General features: G+C 69.5%; 15 protein-coding genes. 13 read left to right on the top strand and 2 right to left on the bottom strand.

What is annotated here, in order from left to right:
* Positions 1-35: 35 nt before the first annotated feature.
* Complete coding sequence (locus tag ABCR83_RS16735) at positions 36-329, bottom strand: hypothetical protein (RefSeq protein WP_462695818.1); 294 nt, start codon at positions 327-329, stop codon at positions 36-38.
* A 475-nt stretch (positions 330-804) separates the two neighbouring features.
* Between ABCR83_RS16735 and ABCR83_RS16730 the strand changes: the two genes are divergently transcribed.
* Positions 805-1881, top strand: coding sequence for an XRE family transcriptional regulator (locus ABCR83_RS16730; RefSeq protein ID WP_462695817.1), 1077 nt, complete (start codon positions 805-807; stop codon positions 1879-1881).
* Here ABCR83_RS16730 and ABCR83_RS16725 read toward each other — a convergent pair.
* On the bottom strand, positions 1865-2668 hold the full coding sequence (locus ABCR83_RS16725; RefSeq protein ID WP_462695816.1) for a GntR family transcriptional regulator: 804 nt from the start codon (positions 2666-2668) through the stop codon (positions 1865-1867). The two genes, ABCR83_RS16730 and ABCR83_RS16725, sit on opposite strands and share 17 nt — an antisense overlap.
* A 273-nt stretch (positions 2669-2941) precedes the next feature.
* Between ABCR83_RS16725 and ABCR83_RS16720 the strand changes: the two genes are divergently transcribed.
* From ABCR83_RS16720 to ABCR83_RS16665, 12 genes are all read left to right on the top strand, one after another.
* The gene (locus ABCR83_RS16720) at positions 2942-3604 is read left to right on the top strand and encodes a hypothetical protein (RefSeq protein ID WP_462695815.1); all 663 of its coding nucleotides are present in this window, start codon (positions 2942-2944) and stop codon (positions 3602-3604) included.
* A 449-nt stretch (positions 3605-4053) separates the two neighbouring features.
* On the top strand, positions 4054-4290 hold the full coding sequence (locus ABCR83_RS16715; RefSeq protein WP_462695814.1) for a hypothetical protein: 237 nt from the start codon (positions 4054-4056) through the stop codon (positions 4288-4290).
* A 115-nt stretch (positions 4291-4405) separates the two neighbouring features.
* Complete coding sequence (locus ABCR83_RS16710) at positions 4406-4858, top strand: RNA polymerase sigma factor (protein ID WP_462695813.1); 453 nt, start codon at positions 4406-4408, stop codon at positions 4856-4858.
* Entirely contained in the window at positions 4851-5516 is a 666-nt protein-coding gene (locus tag ABCR83_RS16705; RefSeq protein ID WP_462695812.1) for a hypothetical protein, read from the top strand. The genes ABCR83_RS16710 and ABCR83_RS16705 overlap by 8 nt, the downstream gene beginning before the upstream one ends.
* An 810-nt stretch (positions 5517-6326) precedes the next feature.
* On the top strand, positions 6327-7805 hold the full coding sequence (locus tag ABCR83_RS16700; protein ID WP_462695811.1) for a sugar transferase: 1479 nt from the start codon (positions 6327-6329) through the stop codon (positions 7803-7805).
* Between the two features lie 82 nt (positions 7806-7887).
* A complete protein-coding gene (locus ABCR83_RS16695) occupies positions 7888-9204 on the top strand; it encodes a nucleotide sugar dehydrogenase (protein ID WP_462695810.1) in 1317 nt (438 codons plus the stop codon).
* A complete protein-coding gene (locus ABCR83_RS16690) occupies positions 9194-10423 on the top strand; it encodes a glycosyltransferase family 4 protein (RefSeq protein WP_462695809.1) in 1230 nt (409 codons plus the stop codon). The genes ABCR83_RS16695 and ABCR83_RS16690 overlap by 11 nt, the downstream gene beginning before the upstream one ends.
* Positions 10420-11817, top strand: coding sequence for a Wzz/FepE/Etk N-terminal domain-containing protein (locus ABCR83_RS16685; RefSeq protein WP_462695808.1), 1398 nt, complete (start codon positions 10420-10422; stop codon positions 11815-11817). The genes ABCR83_RS16690 and ABCR83_RS16685 overlap by 4 nt, the downstream gene beginning before the upstream one ends.
* A complete protein-coding gene (locus ABCR83_RS16680; RefSeq protein ID WP_462695807.1) occupies positions 11814-13343 on the top strand; it encodes a Wzz/FepE/Etk N-terminal domain-containing protein in 1530 nt (509 codons plus the stop codon). Before ABCR83_RS16685 ends, ABCR83_RS16680 begins: the two co-directional genes overlap by 4 nt.
* Positions 13344-13346: 3 nt before the next feature.
* Positions 13347-15281, top strand: a complete 1935-nt coding sequence (gene asnB / locus ABCR83_RS16675; protein WP_462695806.1) for an asparagine synthase (glutamine-hydrolyzing) — start codon at positions 13347-13349, stop codon at positions 15279-15281.
* Positions 15282-15298: 17 nt separating this feature from the next.
* Entirely contained in the window at positions 15299-17470 is a 2172-nt protein-coding gene (locus ABCR83_RS16670; protein ID WP_462695805.1) for a bi-domain-containing oxidoreductase, read from the top strand.
* Complete coding sequence (locus ABCR83_RS16665; RefSeq protein WP_462695804.1) at positions 17467-19425, top strand: heparinase II/III family protein; 1959 nt, start codon at positions 17467-17469, stop codon at positions 19423-19425. The genes ABCR83_RS16670 and ABCR83_RS16665 overlap by 4 nt, the downstream gene beginning before the upstream one ends.
* Positions 19426-19428 lie beyond the last annotated feature (3 nt).

Genomic DNA, 19428 nt, shown 5'->3' with positions numbered 1-19428 from the left:
AACCGGGCGCCGGTCGTAGCCGAGGAAGACGGTCATCACGCCACCGCCTCGTCGCCACGAATCGGGTCGGTGGCCAGCTTCGTGGCTGCGAAAACGGCTACCTCGACTCCCCACAGGCGGCCATGGGTCTCGAAGTGATAGCCACCGTCGCTCATAGCGTTCAGACGGGTCGGCCATTCCGCGACGCTGGCCAGCAGGGCGACAGCCGGGAACATCTCGTCGGACGGCATGTGTGCGAACTGGATGAGAACCGAGTCGATGCTGACCGTCACCGAGGGCGCCGGAAGCCCCGGGAACATGCGCAGGAACTCCTCCACCTTCGCGAGCACGAGGGACACCCCGGCGGCCTTCGGCAACGGGGCCTTGGGCCACCTGGGCATGGGCGTACGCTGATTGAGCATTGGTGTGCTCCATTTCGTGGGAGTGGGGAGCGGCGAACTGCTTGGCGGTAGGAGGCCGCTCCGACACCAGCCTTTGGGAGCCCTGACGGATGAATCGTCGGGGCTTTCATCGCTCCGTCTGGTGCGCACCAGCAGGTTGCATCTGGTGCGCACCAGACGTCAAGGGCTTCGCACCGATCGACTTTTCAACTCGCCGTGTCGGCACACCACTAGAAGACACCCGACCGACAACTCGCTGGTAGCCAACTTGAGTTAACCAACCTCTGTTAACCCCTGCGCACCTGCGGAGATGTGCTGCATCCTGCTTCTGGAAGCCAACTGAAGGCACACAGCCGGGGTGATGAACGTGAGCGGCAGCTTGCGGGAGGCGCGGACAGCACGAGGATGGTCGCAGGAGCGACTGGTGCGCGAAATCGAGCGCCACGCGCGTCAACACTTGATCGACGTAGCATCCACTGCCAGCTTGCGCGTGTACGTCTCCGAGTGGGAGAACGGCAAGCGCAAGATCCTGAATCAGTACGCCACGATCTTGCGTTCCCTGCTGGGACTCACGGACCAGGAGCTGTTCGGCAGTCCTGGAGGTCACGCCCCAGCGGCCATGGCCGACGGCTACGACGAACTGATCTCCCGGATCGACTCGGCAAGAAACGTCAGCCTCACCATGGTGAAGACGTTCATGGGCCAGACCGAGCTGCTGCGTACCATCGACCGCCAGATGGGCGCCGCAGGACTGATCGACCAAATGACCGGACACCTGGCGACCCTTGAGGACGCGCTGACGTTTGCCGTACTCCCTGAAACCCGGCGCCCCGTGGCCCGGGCCTTGGCCGGCGCCGCCACGCTCGCTGCATGGCAGGCACTGGACGTTGGAGCGGTCGAACGAGCCTGGAAGCACTACGAACTGGGCAAGCGGGCAGCCAGCGAAGCCGACGAACCCATGTACCTCGCGCACGCGATGGCGGAGCAGGCATACGTCCTCGTCGATGCAGGACGGCCTGAGCTTGCGGTCGAACTCGTACGTGACGCCCGGCGCACAGGCGGACGACGCCTGTCTCCGCGCCTTCAGGCATGGTTGTACGCCGCCGAAGCCGAGGTGTGCGCGCACGCGAACATGCCGAACGACTGCCGGAGCGCTCTTGATCGAGCAACGGAACTCCTCCCAGCCGGAGGGGAAGCCCGCGACCCCGAGATGCTGAGTATCTTCCTCAACGCCAGTCACCTGGCCCGGTGGCGCGGCAACGCTCTCGCACTCGTCGGCGACGAAGGCGCGGTGAGCGACCTTTACGACGCGCTCGAGGCCATGGATCCGACATTCGTCCGAGCAGCAGCGGGCCTGCGTTGCGACCTGGCGCAGGCCCATTTGGCGCGCCAAGAGTACGACCAGGCCCACGAACAGCTCCGGCAAGCCCGGCTGTTGGCAAGCCGGACCAGCTCGGTGCGACACCGTCGGCGGATCGAGCAGCTCACGCAGAGGCTGTAGCGGCCCCGTATCCACGCGAAGCAAGCACGTGCAGCAGCGCCACCAGCGTTCCGGAGCCCATCAACTCGCCGCGCGCCATGAGGGTGGGGACGTCCGCGAGGGGAACCCACGCGACATGGCCGGCCTCTTCGATGTCCGTCGGATCACCCATGCGCTTCGCACCATGGCCCACGAAGATCTCGTGAGGTGAGTCCACCATGCCGACCATGGGCTGGTAGGTGACCACGTGCTCCAGCCCTGCCGGCCGCCAGCCGGTCTCTTCCTCGACTTCACGGAAAGCGGTCGCGAGCCCGTCCTCCCCCTCATCCACGATGCCGCCTGGCAGCTCCCAGCCCCACATGTCCGGCACGAAGCGGTACCGCCAGAGCATCAGCACGCGATCCTGGTCGTCGAGCACCGCCGCGATCGCGACGTGCTGCAGTCGCACCACGTGGTGCTCGAAGCGGTCTACCCCCGGCGGTTCGACATCAACGAGTGCCAGCTGCACCCACCGGTTGTCGTAGACGGTTCTCTCTCCGTAGATCCGCCACGGTTCCAACTCGCCCGGCACGTCAATGCTCACGGGGCGCTCCGCCAGCTGCATCGGCACCCTGTAGGAGCTGCGCCCGTGGACCTCCAGCACGTGCTCGGCCACGAGCCGGGCCAGGACTTGCCGAAGCGCGGTACGACCGACGTCGAGTTCTTCGCTCAGCGTCCGCTCGGACGGGAGCTTGTCCCCAGGTGCGATCTCCCCCGATGCGATCCGCTCACGGATCATGTTGTACACCCTCGTGGACTTGGGACCCATCCGTGCACACTCTCCCGCTTCTCGGCTGACGCCACCCGTACATATCCACGTGCCGAGCACCCAGGATCGTTCCCAAGTGCTCCTCTACCCACTACCCGAGGACGGATAAATACTCAGCTCTTTGCTGGGTGATGAGCTTCACGAACGACCATCTCAGCACCTCCACCTCTGCGATAGCACACCCGAAAATCACCAAACTGACCGAGCCACTCCCAACACGTCCGTTGTGGACCGGTTCCGCCCTTGTGGCCACTCCTGCTCTGCCGCACGGTCATGAACAGAGCTGCTCAGCAGGAGCTACTCGACAGGTGGGGGATTGCCATGAGCGGAGCCGATCATGTGTCGGAATGGGCGCGCAAGACGTTCGGCGATCTGGCCGGGCCGCTGTCCCAGGCCGTGGCGAAGTGTCTAGTACGGGCACACGAGCGAGCCAAGGACGGACATCAAGGGGTTGGCACACAGACCTTGGAGGCCTACGGACACGGCCTCTACGCCGCACAGTTCGAGGAACTGCTCACAGGGCTGGCCTCCCTCTCCGGCGCTCGCCCGGTGCGCCTCAACACCCGCGCAGTCATGGTGATCGCCGGGCGGATCCTCTACCCCATCCGGTACGCGAAGACCGACGTACCGGTCACTGCAGCGCGTCTTCGCAAGGCGGCAAAGTTTCAGGCTGACCTGATTGAACAGCATGGGCCAGAGAGGATGCAGGGGGAACTAGACCTAGGCTTGGTGGGAGTACGGGAACGAGAGATTCACCGCGATCTCGACCGGCTGGACCCAGACGACACTCTAATCCTCCTTGCCTATGCCTGCTCCAAGGACAGCGGTGTCATGCGCCTGGAATGGGGAGAGGCAGAACTCCGGCGCGAGGACAGGGCCTTGATCTGGCACAACCACGAAGCGCTGCCGCTGCCTGGCCCCTCGAACTCGGGGTAAGCCGTGCGAAGGCCGGGAGTGGGAGGCCGCAGGCCTCGCAGAGGGGTGCCACCAGAGAGGTACTGCATTCCAGCACCCGGAGTGGCGGAAATGTGCTGGTCAGGCGGGGTGGCCGGTGCGGGTGCTCCGGGTGCTGAAATGCCGCACCTCTCTGACAAAGGGGGCAGACAGTGGTCCGCCTTGACGGTGTTCATCTGCCCTTGGCGTAGGCGATCCGGCCGCTGACGCCGTCGGCGTGCGTGCTGCCGAAGGTCGCCTCCAACATGAACAGCCCCAAACGCATGCAATCGGGGCGTGACTTGCACCAAGACTCCGCCAGGGCATGGCGAGGTGACTGGAGCGAAGACAAAACAAGCGACCATGTCACGTTCTGCTGCCGTGATGGCACTACTTGGTGTCGGGACTGACCAAACAGCGTCTCGTGGGCGCGGAATGAAGGGTCTGTCGGTATGGGTACCGCAGTGGTCACCTACCTGATAGCAGTGCTTGTGGCTGGTGGCGGCAGGGTGTCGATCATCTGGCTGCGCGAGCACATGGCGCTGGAAAGAGCACGCCTCCACCAGCAGCAGCTCTCCAAACGAGTGGTTCGACTGCCCGCCGGTAGCTGCCTCCTGGATCAGCACCCAGAGCAAGGCACGACGTTCGTCGAGGTCGGTACGCGCAGGAAGGGCAACTCCCTTGGATGAGACACGACCACGGGCTGCGGTATCAGCACCACCCGCTCGTGCCTTTCCGCGGCTGCGACCCGCCCCCGAAACCTCGTCGTCCCGAGCCGCGTTCGCCGACCATTACGCCAAAGACATGGCTCCTTTGGTCCGGTTCATCATGCGACTTGGCGTCCCCGCCGACGAAGCGGCTGACATCGCACACAGCGCCTTCGCTCTGGCTTTCGAGCACTGGGAATCCATCGAGCACCCGCGGGCGTGGTTGCGCCGCGTCTCCTCACGCAGGCTGGCTCGGCTGCGCAACTCACGGGAGCAATTGACCGATGAGGTACCGGATGTGGCAGGTGGTCGATGTCCCGTGGCTGCGGTGGAGCTGGGAGAAGAGGAGGCCCTCGTGTACGAGACGCTCGGCTGGTTGCCGGAGCGCCAAAGGGCAGTGATGGCATGGACATTGGACGGTTTTCGACCGCACGAGATCGCGGTTGAGCTGGGGATGAGATCCGACGCAGTACGGCAGAACTTGCACCGTGGCCGTGAGTTTCTCAAGCAAGCGCTGCTGGCCAAGGAAGACGGGGAACGCGATGGCTGAGCAGGCAAACCACACCCACAAGAACAGCGATGTCCTGCTGGACAATCTCCTAGCTACCGCGGATGCGGCGGTCTTGGCCCGCGTGTCATCCGCGCTCGACCTCGATGCCGGCCGGGCCGCGATCTTCGCTCCATCGTCACCGCCCGAGGAAGTTCCCGAAGGTGGCTATGTTGGCGACGAGTCCGAGCTGGACTCCATCCTGGACTTCACTGCCGATGACATCACCAGGTGGATGGCGATCTCCGGGCCAGGCTTTCTGCCACAGCAGCTGGACAAAGCCTCCTCGACGATCAGGACCATGACTGTGGTCGGCCGAGCATTGCTGCCGCCGAGCATGCACCCAAGCTGGGACCTGGCCACCGACTTCCTCGACGACGGACAGAGCCACCTGGCCCACCTGAAGGCTGGCCTCGCACGTCGCGAACTGGGGCTGAACCAAGCGCTGAGTCTCCAACACCGGGCATGGCAATGCCTTGATCGGTTCACAGGAACCATTCGGCAGGCCGCCCGGACTCCGCACGGGGCTAAGGCAGATCGTGTCAACGAACGCCTCATTACCACCGCCGAACTGACCCTGACGCTTCTCGGGTGGACCAGAGGAGGAATCGAAGCGCTATTTCACGAGACGGATCACTCCATCCGCTCCCCCGTGAGGTGACACTGCGCCGCACGGTCGTCTCGCCAGGGCTATGCAAGATCCAAGATGCAGCTCCCTCGGCACTCCGCTGGCCGGCTACCAACGGCCGGTCAGCCGACGGCTGGGAGACAAAGCGGGCAAACAGCCCCAGCTCAGCCCACCATGATCCGGGCCACACACGGACCGCCCGCCCAATTCCGGCGCCTCCCGGCCACGACAGTACAGGTCAGAGCAGCGTTCCGGCCTGCACCCCCAGCAGACGAAGAACCTGCTCGTGTCGTACTCGCCGAAGAAGCTCGGCTTCTTCTGAGAGCCTCAAGTCGGGTGCCTGGAGCGAACGTTACGCCTTCAGGTATCCGACCTTCGTCACCCGACTCTCGTGGTCGCTGCCCGTGACGCGACCGCGCAGAAGCCGCGCCCGGGGGCCGGGCGAGCTGCTGGGGCGCGCGGTGGCGCAAAGACACCTGTAGGCGGTCGCCGATCGGTGGGTCCAGTCTCAAGACTGAGCACAAATTACACACACCCCCTCTACATACCGGCTCCGGTGGTCTACGTTGTCGATGCTTCTCATGGAGCCCGACAGGGGCCTTGGGTGCGGGGAGCACCCGAGGTTTCGACGGGTTCCCGCACGCCTCAAGAGCCTGGCAGGACATGCGAGTCCGCTGCCGCCAGGGTGGGTTGTTCACGTAGCACTGAAATAACCGGGATTGATGTCATGCGCGGGGGGCGGGGGCCTCCCGAGGAGAGAAACAGTGCGGGGGGCGGGGGCCTCCCGGGGGGAGGAACAGTGTTGGGCGAACACGTCGAACCACTGGTGACCTGGGGGGTCCCGTGCGGCAGGGGGAATTAGCCAGCCCGTTAACGTCGGCGCGAAGACGTCTGGCGAACGGGGCAATCAACCAACTCGCGATCGACTGGGAGCAGCGGTACCGCCGTACCGTGATCACCAGCGATACCCTGACCACCGCCTTCGTGGTGGCGGCGATCGGCACCTTCTTCGGGGCCCGGGACGCGGCCAACTGGCACGAGAAGTGGGGAATTCTCGCATTTGGCACCGAGCTGCTGGTGCTGGGAGCACTTGCGGTGAGCCGGGCATGGGCTCCGGCCGTGCTCGGCCAGGGCGCCGAGGAATTCCGCCGGCTCGGACGCGCACTGTTCACGGCGGCCGTCGTCCTGGCGCTCGGTGGGATCGCCCTCACCTCGCACAACATCAAGCTCTGGATCTTCGTCGCGATGCCCGCGCTCGCGCTCACCACCATGACCGCGCGGTATCTGCTGCGCCTCTGGCTGCACAAACAGCGGAAGGAAGGACGGTGCCTGCGACCGGTGCTTGCTGCCGGGAGCCCGGCCACCGTGTGCGACCTGATCACCCGAACCCGCAAGTTCCCGCACCTCGGCTGGCGGGTGGATGCGGTGTGCACGACGGATGGTCTCGGGCTCGGTGGTGACCAACTGGACGGAGTGCCGGTCGTCGGCCGGCTGACGGACGTCGCCAACCACGTCCGCCGCGACGGCTACCGTGTCGTCGCGGTCACGCCGGACCCGCACTGGTCACCGGACCGGCTGCAGCAGCTGGCCTGGAACCTTGAGGGCAGCGACGCCGAGATGGTCGTGGCCCCCGTGCTGATGGAGGTGGCCGGCCCGCGGCTGCACGTCGATGCGGTGCTCGGAATCCCGCTGCTGCGGGTCAGCATGCCGACCTTCACCGGGGGCCGCCGGGCAGTCAAAGAGGTCGTCGACCGGATGGGCGCGGCGATCCTGCTGGTGCTGTTCGCGCCGCTGATGGTGCTCGTCGGGCTGCTCGTGCTGGTGGACAGCCGGGGTGGGGCGTTCTACCGCCAGCGCAGGGTCGGCAAGGACGGCCGCGAGTTCACCATTCTCAAGTTCCGCACCATGATCGCCGGGGCCGACGGGGCACGTGCCGAGCTGGCCGACCGCAACGAGGGAGCCGGCCTGCTGTTCAAGCTCCGCCGGGATCCGCGGGTGACCCGGGTGGGAACAGTGCTGCGCCGGTACTCGATCGACGAGCTCCCGCAGCTTTTCAACGTGCTCACCGGATCGATGTCGCTCGTCGGTCCGCGGCCCCCGTTACCGGAGGAGTCCGCCGCGTACGGCCCGGACATCCGGCGGCGGCTGCTGGTCAAGCCCGGGCTCACCGGCCTGTGGCAGATCAGCGGACGCAGCGACCTGCCATGGGAGGAGGCGGTCCGGCTGGACCTGCGGTATGTGGAGGACTGGTCGCTCGCCCTGGACACAGTGATCTTGTGGAAGACGCTGCGTGCGGTGGTCTACGGGCAGGGGGCCTACTGATGCGCGGGGGGCTGCGACTCAACGGTCCCGCCGGCGCGCGGACCGCAGGCCGCCGGGGCCTGCCCAGGGGGAGGAACGGGTCATGAGGGTCAGCGTTTTCGGGCTCGGCTATGTGGGCTGCGTGTCGGCCGCGTGCCTGGCCGGCATGGGGCACGAGGTCATCGGGGTGGACGTGAACCAGGTGAAGGTCGACCTGGTCAACGACGGCAAGGCCCCGGTGGTCGAGGAGCGGATCGGCGAGCTCATCGCCGAGGTCGTGCGGACCGGAGCGTTACGCGCCACCGGCGACGTCCGCGAGGCGATCACGGACAGCGAGGTGTCGCTGGTCTGCGTGGGCACGCCGTCGGAGCCCAACGGCAGCCTGTGCACCACGTACTTGGAGCGGGTCACCGAGCAGATCGGTGCCGCGGTCGCCGAGCGGGACGGGCGGCAGACCGTCGTGTTCCGCAGCACCATGCTCCCGGGCACCTGCCTGAACCTGCTGGTGCCCATCCTGGAGAAGCACGTCGGCGGCACGGCCGGGGTGGACTTCGGGGTCGCGGTCAACCCGGAGTTCCTGCGCGAGGGCACGAGCGTGCGGGACTTCTTCGACCCGCCCAAGACCGTCATCGGCGAGCTCGACCCGGCGAGCGGCGACGTGGTGGCGAAGCTGTACGACGGATTGCCCGGCGAGGTGTTCCGGGTGCCCGTCCCGACGGCCGAGGCGATCAAATACGCGGACAACGCGTTCCACGGCCTCAAGATCGGCTTCGCGAACGAGCTGGGCGCGGTGTGCCAGGCGCTCGGGGTGGACTCGCACCAGGTGATGGACGTGTTCCTGGCCGACCGCAAGCTGAACATCAGCCCCGCCTATCTGCGGCCCGGCTTCGCCTTCGGCGGCTCCTGCCTGCCCAAGGACCTGCGCAGCCTGGTCCACGCGGCGCAGCGGGCCGACATCTCGGTGCCCATCCTCGCCCATGTGCTGCCCTCCAACTCCGCGCATCTGCAGCGCGCGGTGGAGCTGGTCGAGCGCACCGGCAAGCGCCGGGTGGGCCTGTTCGGGCTGTCCTTCAAACCCGGCACCGACGACCTGCGCGAGAGCCCGCTCGTCGAGCTGGCGGAGAGGCTCTTCGGCAAGGGGTACGACCTGCGGATCTACGACCCCAATGTGAACCTCTCCCGGCTGCTGGGCGCGAACCGCGAGTACATCGAGACCCGGCTGCCCCACCTCGCGCAGCTGCTCGCGGAGTCCGTCGACGAGGTGCTCGAGCACGCCGAGGTGTGCCTGGTCGGGACCAGGGATCCGGCCGTGCTGTCGGCGCTGCCCCATGGCGACGGCCCGGTGATCGTCGACCTCATCCGCCTTCCCGACGCCGACGCGCGCCGGGCCGAACCGGGGTACATGGGCCTTGCTTGGTGACACAGTCGGCGGCGACGGGCCAGCCCGTCGCGCGCTGATCCTCGTGGAGAACCTGTCGGTGCCGTTCGACCGGCGGGTGTGGCAGGAGTGCACGACGCTGCGCGACGCGGGCTGGACGGTGCACGTCATCTGTCCCCGGGGCAGCAAGCGGGACACGGAGCCGGAGGCGGAGATCGACGGGGTGCGGATCCACCGCTACCCGTTGCGCGCGGCCACCGGAGGGCCGGCCGGCTACCTGCGGGAGTACGGATCGGCGCTGTGGCACACGGCCCGGCTGGCCCGCAAGGTCGGCCCGGTCGACGTGGTCCACGCCTGCAACCCGCCCGACCTGCTGTTCCTGCCGGCCCTGTGGCTGAAGCGGCGCGGCGCGCGGTTTGTCTTCGACCAGCACGACCTGGTACCCGAGCTGTACCTCTCCCGGTTCGACCGCGGCGAGGATCTGCTCTACCGCGCCGTGCGCGCGCTGGAACGGCTGACCTACCGGGCCGCGGACGTCGTGCTCGCCACGAACGAGAGCTACCGGGAGGTCGCGATACGCCGGGGCGGCAAGCGGCCGGAGGACGTCTTCGTGGTGCGCAGCGCGCCCGCCGTCGACCGGTTCCAACCGGTGCCGCCCGAGCCGGAGTTGAAGCGCGGCAAGCCTCATCTGCTGTGCTATCTCGGCGTCATGGGCCCTCAGGACGGCGTCGACTACGCCTTGCGGGCCCTCGCGAAGCTGCGCGACGAGCTCGGGCGGACCGACTGGCACGCGGTGTTCGTCGGCGCCGGCGACGCCTTCGACGCGATGGTGGAGCTGTCCCGGCGGCTCGGGCTGGGTGAGCAGGTGCAGTTCACCGGGCGCATTCCGGACGCCGATCTGGTGCGCTACCTGTCCACCGCGGACGTGTGCCTCTCCCCCGACCCGCGTAATCCGCTCAACGACGTGTCGACCATGAACAAGGTCCTGGAGTACATGGCGATGGGCCGGCCGATCGTCTCGTTCGACCTCCGGGAGGCGCGCGTCTCCGCCGGTGACGCCGCCGTCTACGCGCCCGCCAACGACGAGGCCGAATTCGCCAAGCTCATCGCGCTGTTGCTGGACGATCCGGAGAGGCGGGCCCGGATGGGCAAGATCGGCCAGGAGCGGATCGGCGGGCAGCTCTCCTGGCAGAACTCGCAGGCGTCGCTGCTCGACGCCTATGCCGCCGCCTGCGCACAGGTGAAGAGGCCGCGCCATTGAGCGAGGACACGATACGCCTGGTCACGATCGGGCGGATTCTCCGTCGGCGCTGGCGGCTTCTCACCGTCCTCACCGTGGTGGGCGCGCTCGTCGGCTACGGCGCCTCGGTGCTGAATCCGCCGCGTTACACGGCGTCGGCACCCGTCCTGCTGCCGGGGCAGTGGGAGGCGCGCGAACTGCTCACACAGGCGGAGATCGCGACGAGTTCGGCGGTGATCGACCGCGCGGCCGCCGCGCTCGGCTGGAAGGGCGTCAGCGGCAGCGACCTGCGGGACCGGGTGAGCGCCAAGGCCGCCGACGGGAACATCATCAACATCTCGGGAACGGCCGACACCCCGGAGCGCGCACAGCGGCTCTCCGACCAGATGGCCAAGGAATTCGTCGCCTTCGCCGCGCGGATCTCGGGCAACAGCGCCGACACCGACACGGCAGCGAGCTCCGAGGCACTGCGGCAGAAGGTGGCGGAGGTCGGCCGCCGCATCACCGACCTGGCCAACGCGGCCAATCCGGGCCAGAACGTGGAGAGCGTGCAGGCCCGCACCGAACTCGAGAAGATGCGCACCGCGCTGCAGGACGCCATGAAGAAACTGGATCAGGCCAACCCGACGGCCGCCAAGGCCGGCATGGTCGTCATGGGGCCGGCGCCCCGGCCGGACGGCGAGGCGCCGCCGACGAGGACGCAGCTCATCGCCGGCGGGGCGCTGCTGTTCTTCCTGCTCGCGGTCATCGGCCATCTCACCGCCGCACGGATGAACCGCCGGCTGCGCACCGAACCGGACATCACCGCGGCCCTGGGTTCCACACTCCTCGGCACCGTCGACGTACCCGGTGAACAGCCCGCGCACCGGCCGCAAGAGCCCGGTCCACGGGCCTTGGCCCGCCGGCTCCTCGGCCTCGACACCCGGTGGGACGTACCGACCCCGCAGATGTCCGGCGACGAGGACAGCAGACGCACCCGCTACCGGCGGGTGTGCGCTCGCCTCCGGGACCAACTGCCCGCCCCCCGGCGGCTGCTGGTCGTCGTGCCGGACGGCGACGGGACCGCCCGCCTGGCCGCCGAGCAGCTCGTCGCCGAGGCCGAGAACGGTCCTTCCCCAAGCTCTTCGAGCAGGGGATACCCCAAGCTGCGGGTGGTGGACGTCGCGGTGTCGCAGCCCCTGGTGCCGGACCGCGACACCGAGTCCGGTGCCCTGGTCGTGCTCAGCGCGGGCAGCTGGACAGCGGACGAGCTCGCCGGCATCGCCGAGGCGTGTGCGGACGCGGGGCACAAGGTCGTCGGCGTCGTCGTCGCCGTCACGGTCCGGGCCCGTGTGACGCGGACGGCCGGTCGTTCTCCGGACGACGCCGATCCCGAGCTCGCGGTGCGCGCCCACACGACGGGGGGTTCGGTGTGACGACCGGCAAGACCTCGGAGCCGACGGCCGCCACTCCGCTGCTCGACCTGCACTCGCTGGTGGTGGCGGTGCGCAGGCGCCGCCGCCTCTGGTGCGTCATGGCGCTCCTCGGGCTGCTGATCGGCGCGGCGATGTCGGTCGTGCTGCGGCCGCCGCCGACCGCCGTGACCGAAGTGCTGGTCGCGCATAAGGAGGACCAGGCGAACGACTCCGGAACGCTGATCCGCACCGACATCCAGCTGCTGGCGACCACGCGGATCGCCGGCAAGGCCCTGCAGTCCCTCAAGTCCCATGAGAAACCGGAGGACTTCATAGCGGACTACCGGGGTACCGGCTTGACCAACAACCTGATGCAGATCCAGGTGACCGGCGCCAGCGACGCGGAAGCGATGGCCCGCGCCAAGGCGCTGGCCGACGCCTTCATCGCGGACCACGTGGAACGGATGCAGGAGGCCGCGAAGGCCGAGTCCAAGGCCCTGCTCGACCAGCGTGACCGCATGCGGGACGAGCTCGCTCAGGTCAACAAGTCGATCGAGGAACGACCGCCGGCGAACGATCCGAAGGCGTCGGCGAACAGCGAGTCGCTCTTCGCCCGCCGGGCCGAACTCACCTCGCGCATCTCCGACTTCAACCAGCGCGCCGCGGAGGCGCGCACCGGGACGCCCAAGGTCATTTCCGGGACGCAGATCGTGGACGCCCCGCGCCCGGTGCCGCACTCCGTGCCCAAGGCCGCCGCCACCGACGCAGGGATCGGGCTCGTCCTCGGGCTCGTCCTCGGGCTGGCGATCGCCGCGGTCACCGCGGTGGTCGCGGACCGCCCCGTGCTGCGCCGGGACATCGCGGTGAACCTGGGCGCCTCGGTCATCGCGGAGCTGCGCCGCGCGGCCCTGCGGCCAGCCCGGCCGTGGCAGCGCAGGCGGACCCGGGCGGCGCGCGAACGGCTCGCCGTGAGCCTGGCCCGTACCGTGCGCGGCTCGGCGGAACCGGTGTCGCTGCTGGAACTGGGCTGTGCGCGCGGCACGAGCGTGATCGCCCTGGACCTCGCCGAGGCGCTGGCACCGGACGGGCCCGTGGTGATCATCGACGGCCTGCCCGGCCCGCAGCTGGCCCAACACAGCCAAAAGCCAGGAGGCCCGACCGTGGTCAGCGGCAAGGACGCCGCGGAAGTGCCGCCCGAGGAACGCCGGTTCGGCGTCGGCTCGGTCGCGCCCGGCACGGCGTGGACCGACCTGCAGTACCTCGGCGACCGGACCGTGCTCGTCGTGCGCGCCGGGCACGGCAGCGCCGCATGGCTGCACACCGTGGCACGGCAGCTCGCGGACCTGAGCATTCCGGTGATCGGCGTGGTGCTGATCGACCCCGATCCGCGCGACCGGACCGACGGCACGCTGTGGGACGGGCTGCACACCGCGTTACGCGGCCACAACGAGCTGCTGTCCCGGCAGAGCGGGACGGGCCAACGGCGGTCGGAGCGACGGCAGATGTGGGCCGCACGGGTCCCGGACAGCGACCAGGAGGCGCGCTAGAGCATGTGTGGCATCGCAGGCACTTACCGATGGCCGGACGGGAAGGCCGTGACCGACCGGCTCACCGATACCCTCGCCCACCGCGGCCCGGACGGGGCGGGCCGCTACAGCCACCCCGCCGGTGACGGCGAAGTGCACCTCGGGCACCGCCGATTGGCCATCATCGACCTGTCCGGGACCGGCGCCCAGCCGATGGTCTCGGGCGGCCTCGCCCTCACGTACAACGGCGAGCTGTACAACGCGCCCGAGCTGCGTGCCGAGTTGACGGCCGCCGGGGTGCGCTTCCGCGGTACGTCCGACACCGAGGTGCTGCTGGAGGCCTGGCGGCGCTGGGGCACGGGCTGCCTGCCCCGGCTGCGCGGCATGTTCGCGTTCGGGATCTTCGACGAGCGAACCGGTGAACTGGTGCTCGCCCGCGACCAGCTCGGCATCAAGCCGCTGTTCCTGCTCCGGCGCGGTGCGGGCCTGGTGTTCGCCTCCGAGCTCAAGGCGCTCGCCGCCGCCACCGACGGGTCGCTGGAGGTGGACCATGCGGCGCTGGTGGCCTCGCTGCTGTACTACTGGGTGCCGGACTCGCGCTGCGCGTTCCGCGAGGCGGAGAAGCTGCCGCCGGGGAGCTGGCTGCGGTGCCGGCCCGACGGCCGGGTGGAGCGCGGCCGGTTCTGGCACCTCCGGGACATCGCCGCCGAGGGCCGGGAGCGGGCCCGGAGCGGCGAACGGCCGGACCTGGCCGCCGTCGTCGAGGAGTCGACCCGGCACCACATGCTCTCCGACGTCCCCGTGGCGACCTTCCTCTCCGGCGGGCTGGACTCCAGCTACCTGACCGCGCTGGCGGCCCGCGACCAACCCGGGATCTCCGCCTACACGATCGGATTCCGCGCCGAGGACGCCAAGTTCGAGGCGATGCCGGACGACCTTCGCTATGCCCGGCAGGTGGCCGAGCAGTTCGGCGTCGACCTGCACGAGATCGAGATCGCCCCGGACGTGCTCGACCTGCTGCCGAGGATGACGTACCACCTGGACGAGCCGATCGGCGACCCCGCCGCGATCAACACGTTCCTCATCTGCTCGGCCGCCCGGGAGGCCGGGGTCAAGGTGATGCTCTCGGGCATGGGCGCCGACGAGCTGTTCGCCGGTTACCGCAAGCACCTGGCCAACCTGATCGCGCTGCGCTACCAGCGCGTCCCGCGCCCCCTGCGGCGCGGCCTGTCCGCGGCCGTGGACCGGCTGCCGGTCGCCACGGCCCGCCGGGGGTACCGGTCGGTGCGGTTCGCGAAGCGGTTCCTCTCCTTCGCCGACCTGCCGGAGGAGACCGCGTTCCGGCGCAGCTACACCATGTACGACCAGGACGAGCTGCTCGCCCTGGTCGATCCGGACCTGGCCGGGACGGTCGAGGACGTACTGACCGAGCACGCGGACATCTACCAGGACAACGACCTCGACGACTTCGTCAACCGCATGTGCCTGAGCGACGCCCGGATGTTCCTGCCGGGCCTGAACCTCACATACACGGACCGGTCGAGCATGGCCGCGTCGACCGAGGTACGGGTGCCGTACGTGGACGTCGAGGTGGTCAAGGCGGCGTTCGCCGTGCCCGGCGATCGCAAGATCGTCGGACGGCAGGGCAAGGCCGTCCTCAAGGAGGCGGCCACCTCGGTCCTGCCCCGGGAGATCGTGTACCGGCCCAAGGGCCTGTTCAGCGCCCCGCTGCGCGCCTGGATGAGCCGGGATCTGGCACCGCTGGTGCGCGAGGTGGTGCACGACGGCGTGCTCGTCAACTCCGGGTTCCTGCGCCGCGACGCGCTGGCGCGGCTCGTCGCCGAGGACGCCGCCGGGCAGCGGGACTTCTCCAAGCATCTGTGGCATGTGCTGACCCTCGAGTACTGGTATCGCGGCGCGACCTCTGGGTCCGGCCAGAGCACTCGGTTGACGGCTTAGGAATCAGAGGAGTTCGGGTGAAACAGGTTGTGCAGAACTACAAGAGCGGCGAGCTGGCGGTGCTCGACGTACCGGAGCCGGGGTGCAAGCCGGGCGGTGTGCTGGTCCGCAGCGCCTACTCGCTGATATCCACCGGGACCGAGCTCATGAAGGTGTCCGAGGCCGGCATGTCGATGCTGGGCAAGGCCCGTTCCCGTCCGGACCAGGTGGCCAAGGTCATGCAGAGCGTGGCCACCAACGGGGTGCCCGCCACCTACCGCAAGGTGATGGGCAAGCTGGACTCCTACACGCCGCTGGGCTACTCGCTGTGCGGGGTGGTCGAGCAGGTCGGCACCGGGATCGACGATGTGAAGGTCGGCGACGTCGTGGCCTGCGCCGGCAACGAGCACGCGTTGCACGCCGAGTTGAACTGGGTGCCGAAGAACCTCTATGCCCGGGTGCCGGACGGCCTCGCGCCGCAGCACGCGGCCTTCGGCACCGTCGGGTCGATCGCGTTGCAGGGCGTGCGCCAGGGCGAGTCACGGCTCGGCGAGGTGGCGCTGGTCATCGGCCTCGGACTGATCGGGCAGTTGGTGGTGCAGCTGCTGGCCGCCTCGGGAGTCCGTGTCGTCGGGGCCGACCCCGACCCGGCGCGCTGCGAGCTCGCCGAGCGCCTGGGCGCCACGGCCTGCGGCGATCCCGCGTCCGCGGCCGTGGAGAGCGCCGTCGCCGAACTCACCGGCGGTCACGGCGTGGACCAGGTGTACCTGGCCGCCGGCGGCGGCAGCAACCAGCCCGTCGAGCTGGCCGCACGCCTGAGCCGGGACCGCGGCCGGGTCGTCGACATCGGCAAGTGCCGCCTGGACCTGCCGTGGAACGCGTACTACGAGAAGGAGCTCGACGTCCAGTTCTCCCGCTCGTACGGCCCCGGGCGCTACGACCCGGAGTACGAGCTCGAGGGCCGGGACTACCCGGTCGGCTACGTCCGCTGGACCGAGCGCCGCAACCTGGCATGCTTCCTCGATCTCCTCGCCCGCGGCAGCGTCGACGTGGAGCCCCTGGTCTCCCTCATCGCCGACTTCGACGACGCCGTCGAGACGTACCGGCGCCTGAAGGACGGCGAGTTGAAGGCCGTGGCCGTACTGTTCCGGTACCCCGAGCGCCCGGGGGAAGCGGAGGCCCCGGCGGTCGCGGTTCCCGCGGTGAACGTGACGCGGAGTCCGGCCCGGTCCGCCAAGGGGCCGGTGCGGCTGGCGTTCGTCGGCGCGGGGAACTACGCGACGTCGATGCTGCTGCCGCACCTGGCGCAGCGCGACGGCGTCGAGTTGTCGACGGTCGTCACCACGACGGCGCTGTCCGCGGCCAACGCGAAGCGGAAGTTCGGCTTCGCCGGGGCGACCACCGACCTCGACGCCGTGCTCGGCGACCCGTCCGTCGACGCGGTGTTCGTGGTCACCCGCCACAGCTCGCACGCCGAACTGACCCGGAAGGCGCTGCTGGCCGGCAAGGCGGTGTTCGTGGAGAAGCCCCTGGCCCTCACCGAGGACGAGCTGGCCGGCGTGCTCGCGACGGTGGAGGAGTCCGGCAACGACCGGCTGCAGGTGGGCTTCAACCGCCGGTTCGCGCCGCTGCTGCGGGAGGCCAGGCAGCGGTTCGGCGCCCGGACCGGTCCGGCGAGCCTGCGCTACCTGGTCAACGCGGGCCGGCTGCAGCACGGCAGCTGGTACCTCCGGCAGGGCACGGAGGGCTCGCGATTCGCCGGCGAGGGCGGGCACTTCATCGACACGGCGAGCTGGCTGCTCGAGGCCGACCCGGTCTCGGTGTACGCGGTCGCCACATCCGGCAACGAGGACCTGCAGGTCGTACTCCGCTACCCCGACGGGTCCACCGCCACCATCAGCTACGTCACCACCGGCGCGCCCGGCTTCCCCAAGGAGACGCTGGACCTCGTCGCGGACGGCAAGGTGCTGCGGCTCGACGACTTCGTCCGTGCATCGGTGTACAGCCGTAAGCGGTGGGTCAGTTCGCGGCTGCCCAAGGCCCGGGACAAGGGCCAGAACGCCGAACTGGCCGCGTTCGTCAAGGCCGTACGGACCGGCGGGCCGATGCCGGTGCCGCTGGAGTCGCTGGTCGCCACCACGTCGGCCACCCTGGCCGTGCAGGCCGGCCTGGCCGGCGGTGCACCGGTCACGTTGGCGAGGCCGCGATGACCATGAGTCCGGGCTGGTACCTGCGGCGGCTGTCCCGGATGGGGCCGCGGGAGGTCGGCGGCCGGGTGGGCGACGCGGTACGCAGGCGGTGGTGGCGGTCGGCGCTGCCGGACTGCCCGAGCGTGACCGGCGCCCGGTTCACCGCGGTACTGCCCGCCGGGACGATCGCCGCAGTGCCACCGGACGCCGCGAAACGTCTCATCGCCGAGGCGGACCGGCTGATGGCCGGGCACGCCGAGTACTTCGGGGTGAACCGCGACGACCTGGCCGACCCGGACTGGTGGTACGACCCGAGGACCGGGCGCCGGGCTCCGTGGGGGTACGCCTTCGACATGCCGTACCGCGACGAGGACGCGGTCGGGGACATCAAGCAGATCTGGGAGCTGTCCCGGCATCAGTACCTCACCGTGCTCGCCGCCGCCTACGCGGTCACCGGGGACGAGCGGTACGCCGAGCGCGTGGCCGAACACCTGCGGCTGTGGTGGGCGGCCAACGCGCCGCTGCGCGGGGTGCATTGGGTCAGCGGCATCGAGCTGGGGATCCGGCTGCTGTCCTGGGTGTGGATCCGCCGGCTGCTCGACGGCTGGCCGGGCGCGGCCGGGCTGTTCGAGGGCAACCCGACGGCGCGGAACCAGATCTGGTACCACCAGCGCTGGCTGGCCGCCTTCCCCAGCCGGGGGTCTTCGGCGAACAACCACGTCATCGCCGAGGCCGCCGGGCAGTTCGCAGCGGCCTGTGCGTTCGGGTGGTTCCCCTCCTCGGCTCGTTGGCGGGCCGGCGCGCTGCGGTCGCTGGAGCGGCATCTGCGCAGCAACACCTTCGTCTCCGGCCTCAACCGCGAGCTGGCCACCGAGTATCACGGACTCGTGCTGGAGCTCGGTCTGGCCGCGGTGGCCGAGGCGGATGCCGCCGGCGTGCCGGTTCCCGCGTCGGTCCGGCTGGTGCTGCTGCGGATGACCGACGCGCTCGCGGCCGTCGTGGACGGCCGGTTGCGGCCGCCGCGCCAGGGGGACGCGGACGACGGGCACGGTCTGGTCGTGGACGGCGCGGGCACCGACCGCTGGGGCTCGCTGCTGGCCACCGGGGACGCCGTGTTCGGCCGGCTCGACTGGTGGCCGGTGGTGACCGGCACCGATGTGCGCACCCCGCTGCTGGCCGCGCTCATCCGGCCGTACCCGAAGAAAGGAACCACACCGGCTGTGAGCCGTCCGGCAAGCAGGCCGGGCCACTTCGCCGACGCGGGCATGACCATCCTGCGCGGTCCGGCGGAGATCTGGTGCCGCTGCGACGGTGGTCCGCACGGCTTCCTGTCCATCGCCGCGCATGCCCACGCGGACGCGCTGTCCGTGGAGGTCCGGCACGACGGGGTCGACGTGCTCGCCGACCCGGGGACGTTCTGCTACCACGGGCAGCCCGAGTGGCGGCAGTACTTCCGGTCGACCCTCGGCCACAACACCCTGCAACTGGACGGCGGTGACCAGTCCGTCTCCGGCGGCCCGTTCCTGTGGACCCGGCATGCCCGCAGCCGCGTCCTGGTCGCGGACACATCCGGTGAGGGTGTGGCCCGCTGGAGCGCCGAGCACGACGGCTACCAGCACTCGGTGCACCGCCGCCGGGTGGAACTGACCGCCGCTAGCCAGGAGTTGCGGGTGGTCGACGAGGTGCGCGGCCCGCGCCGGGCCATGTGCCTGGCGTTCCACCTCGGCCCGGCCATCACCGCGGACCTGGCGGGGAACCGGGCAGTGCTCACCTGGACCCGGGACGGCGAGGACCGCTCCGCGGTGCTCGACCTGCCCGGGCAGCTGAACTGGCGGGCGCATCGCGGCGAGACCCACCCGCCGCTGGGCTGGTACTCCCCCGGCTTCGGCCGCAAGGAACCCGCCACCACGCTGGTCGGCACCGGCTTCGCCGACGGCGCGCAGGGGTTCACCACCGTGCTCAGGTTCCGCGGCTAGGGG

The sequence above is a fragment of the Streptomyces xingningensis genome, from assembly GCF_054957865.1.
Note: the sequence above shows the minus strand (reverse complement) of the source record. Positions and strands in the feature narration are given on the sequence as shown.

What these genes read in the sequence shown, in the direction of transcription:
- ABCR83_RS16725 (WP_462695816.1), bottom strand. Translation starts at nt 2,668, where the DNA reads ATGGGTCCCAAGTCCACGAGGGTGTACAACATGATCCGTGAGCGGATC.
- ABCR83_RS16720 (WP_462695815.1), top strand. Translation starts at nt 2,942, where the DNA reads ATGAACAGAGCTGCTCAGCAGGAGCTACTCGACAGGTGGGGGATTGCC.
- ABCR83_RS16715 (WP_462695814.1), top strand. Translation starts at nt 4,054, where the DNA reads ATGGGTACCGCAGTGGTCACCTACCTGATAGCAGTGCTTGTGGCTGGT.
- ABCR83_RS16710 (WP_462695813.1), top strand. Translation starts at nt 4,406, where the DNA reads ATGGCTCCTTTGGTCCGGTTCATCATGCGACTTGGCGTCCCCGCCGAC.
- ABCR83_RS16705 (WP_462695812.1), top strand. Translation starts at nt 4,851, where the DNA reads ATGGCTGAGCAGGCAAACCACACCCACAAGAACAGCGATGTCCTGCTG.
- ABCR83_RS16695 (WP_462695810.1), top strand. Translation starts at nt 7,888, where the DNA reads ATGAGGGTCAGCGTTTTCGGGCTCGGCTATGTGGGCTGCGTGTCGGCC.
- asnB (WP_462695806.1), top strand. Translation starts at nt 13,347, where the DNA reads ATGTGTGGCATCGCAGGCACTTACCGATGGCCGGACGGGAAGGCCGTG.
- ABCR83_RS16665 (WP_462695804.1), top strand. Translation starts at nt 17,467, where the DNA reads ATGACCATGAGTCCGGGCTGGTACCTGCGGCGGCTGTCCCGGATGGGG.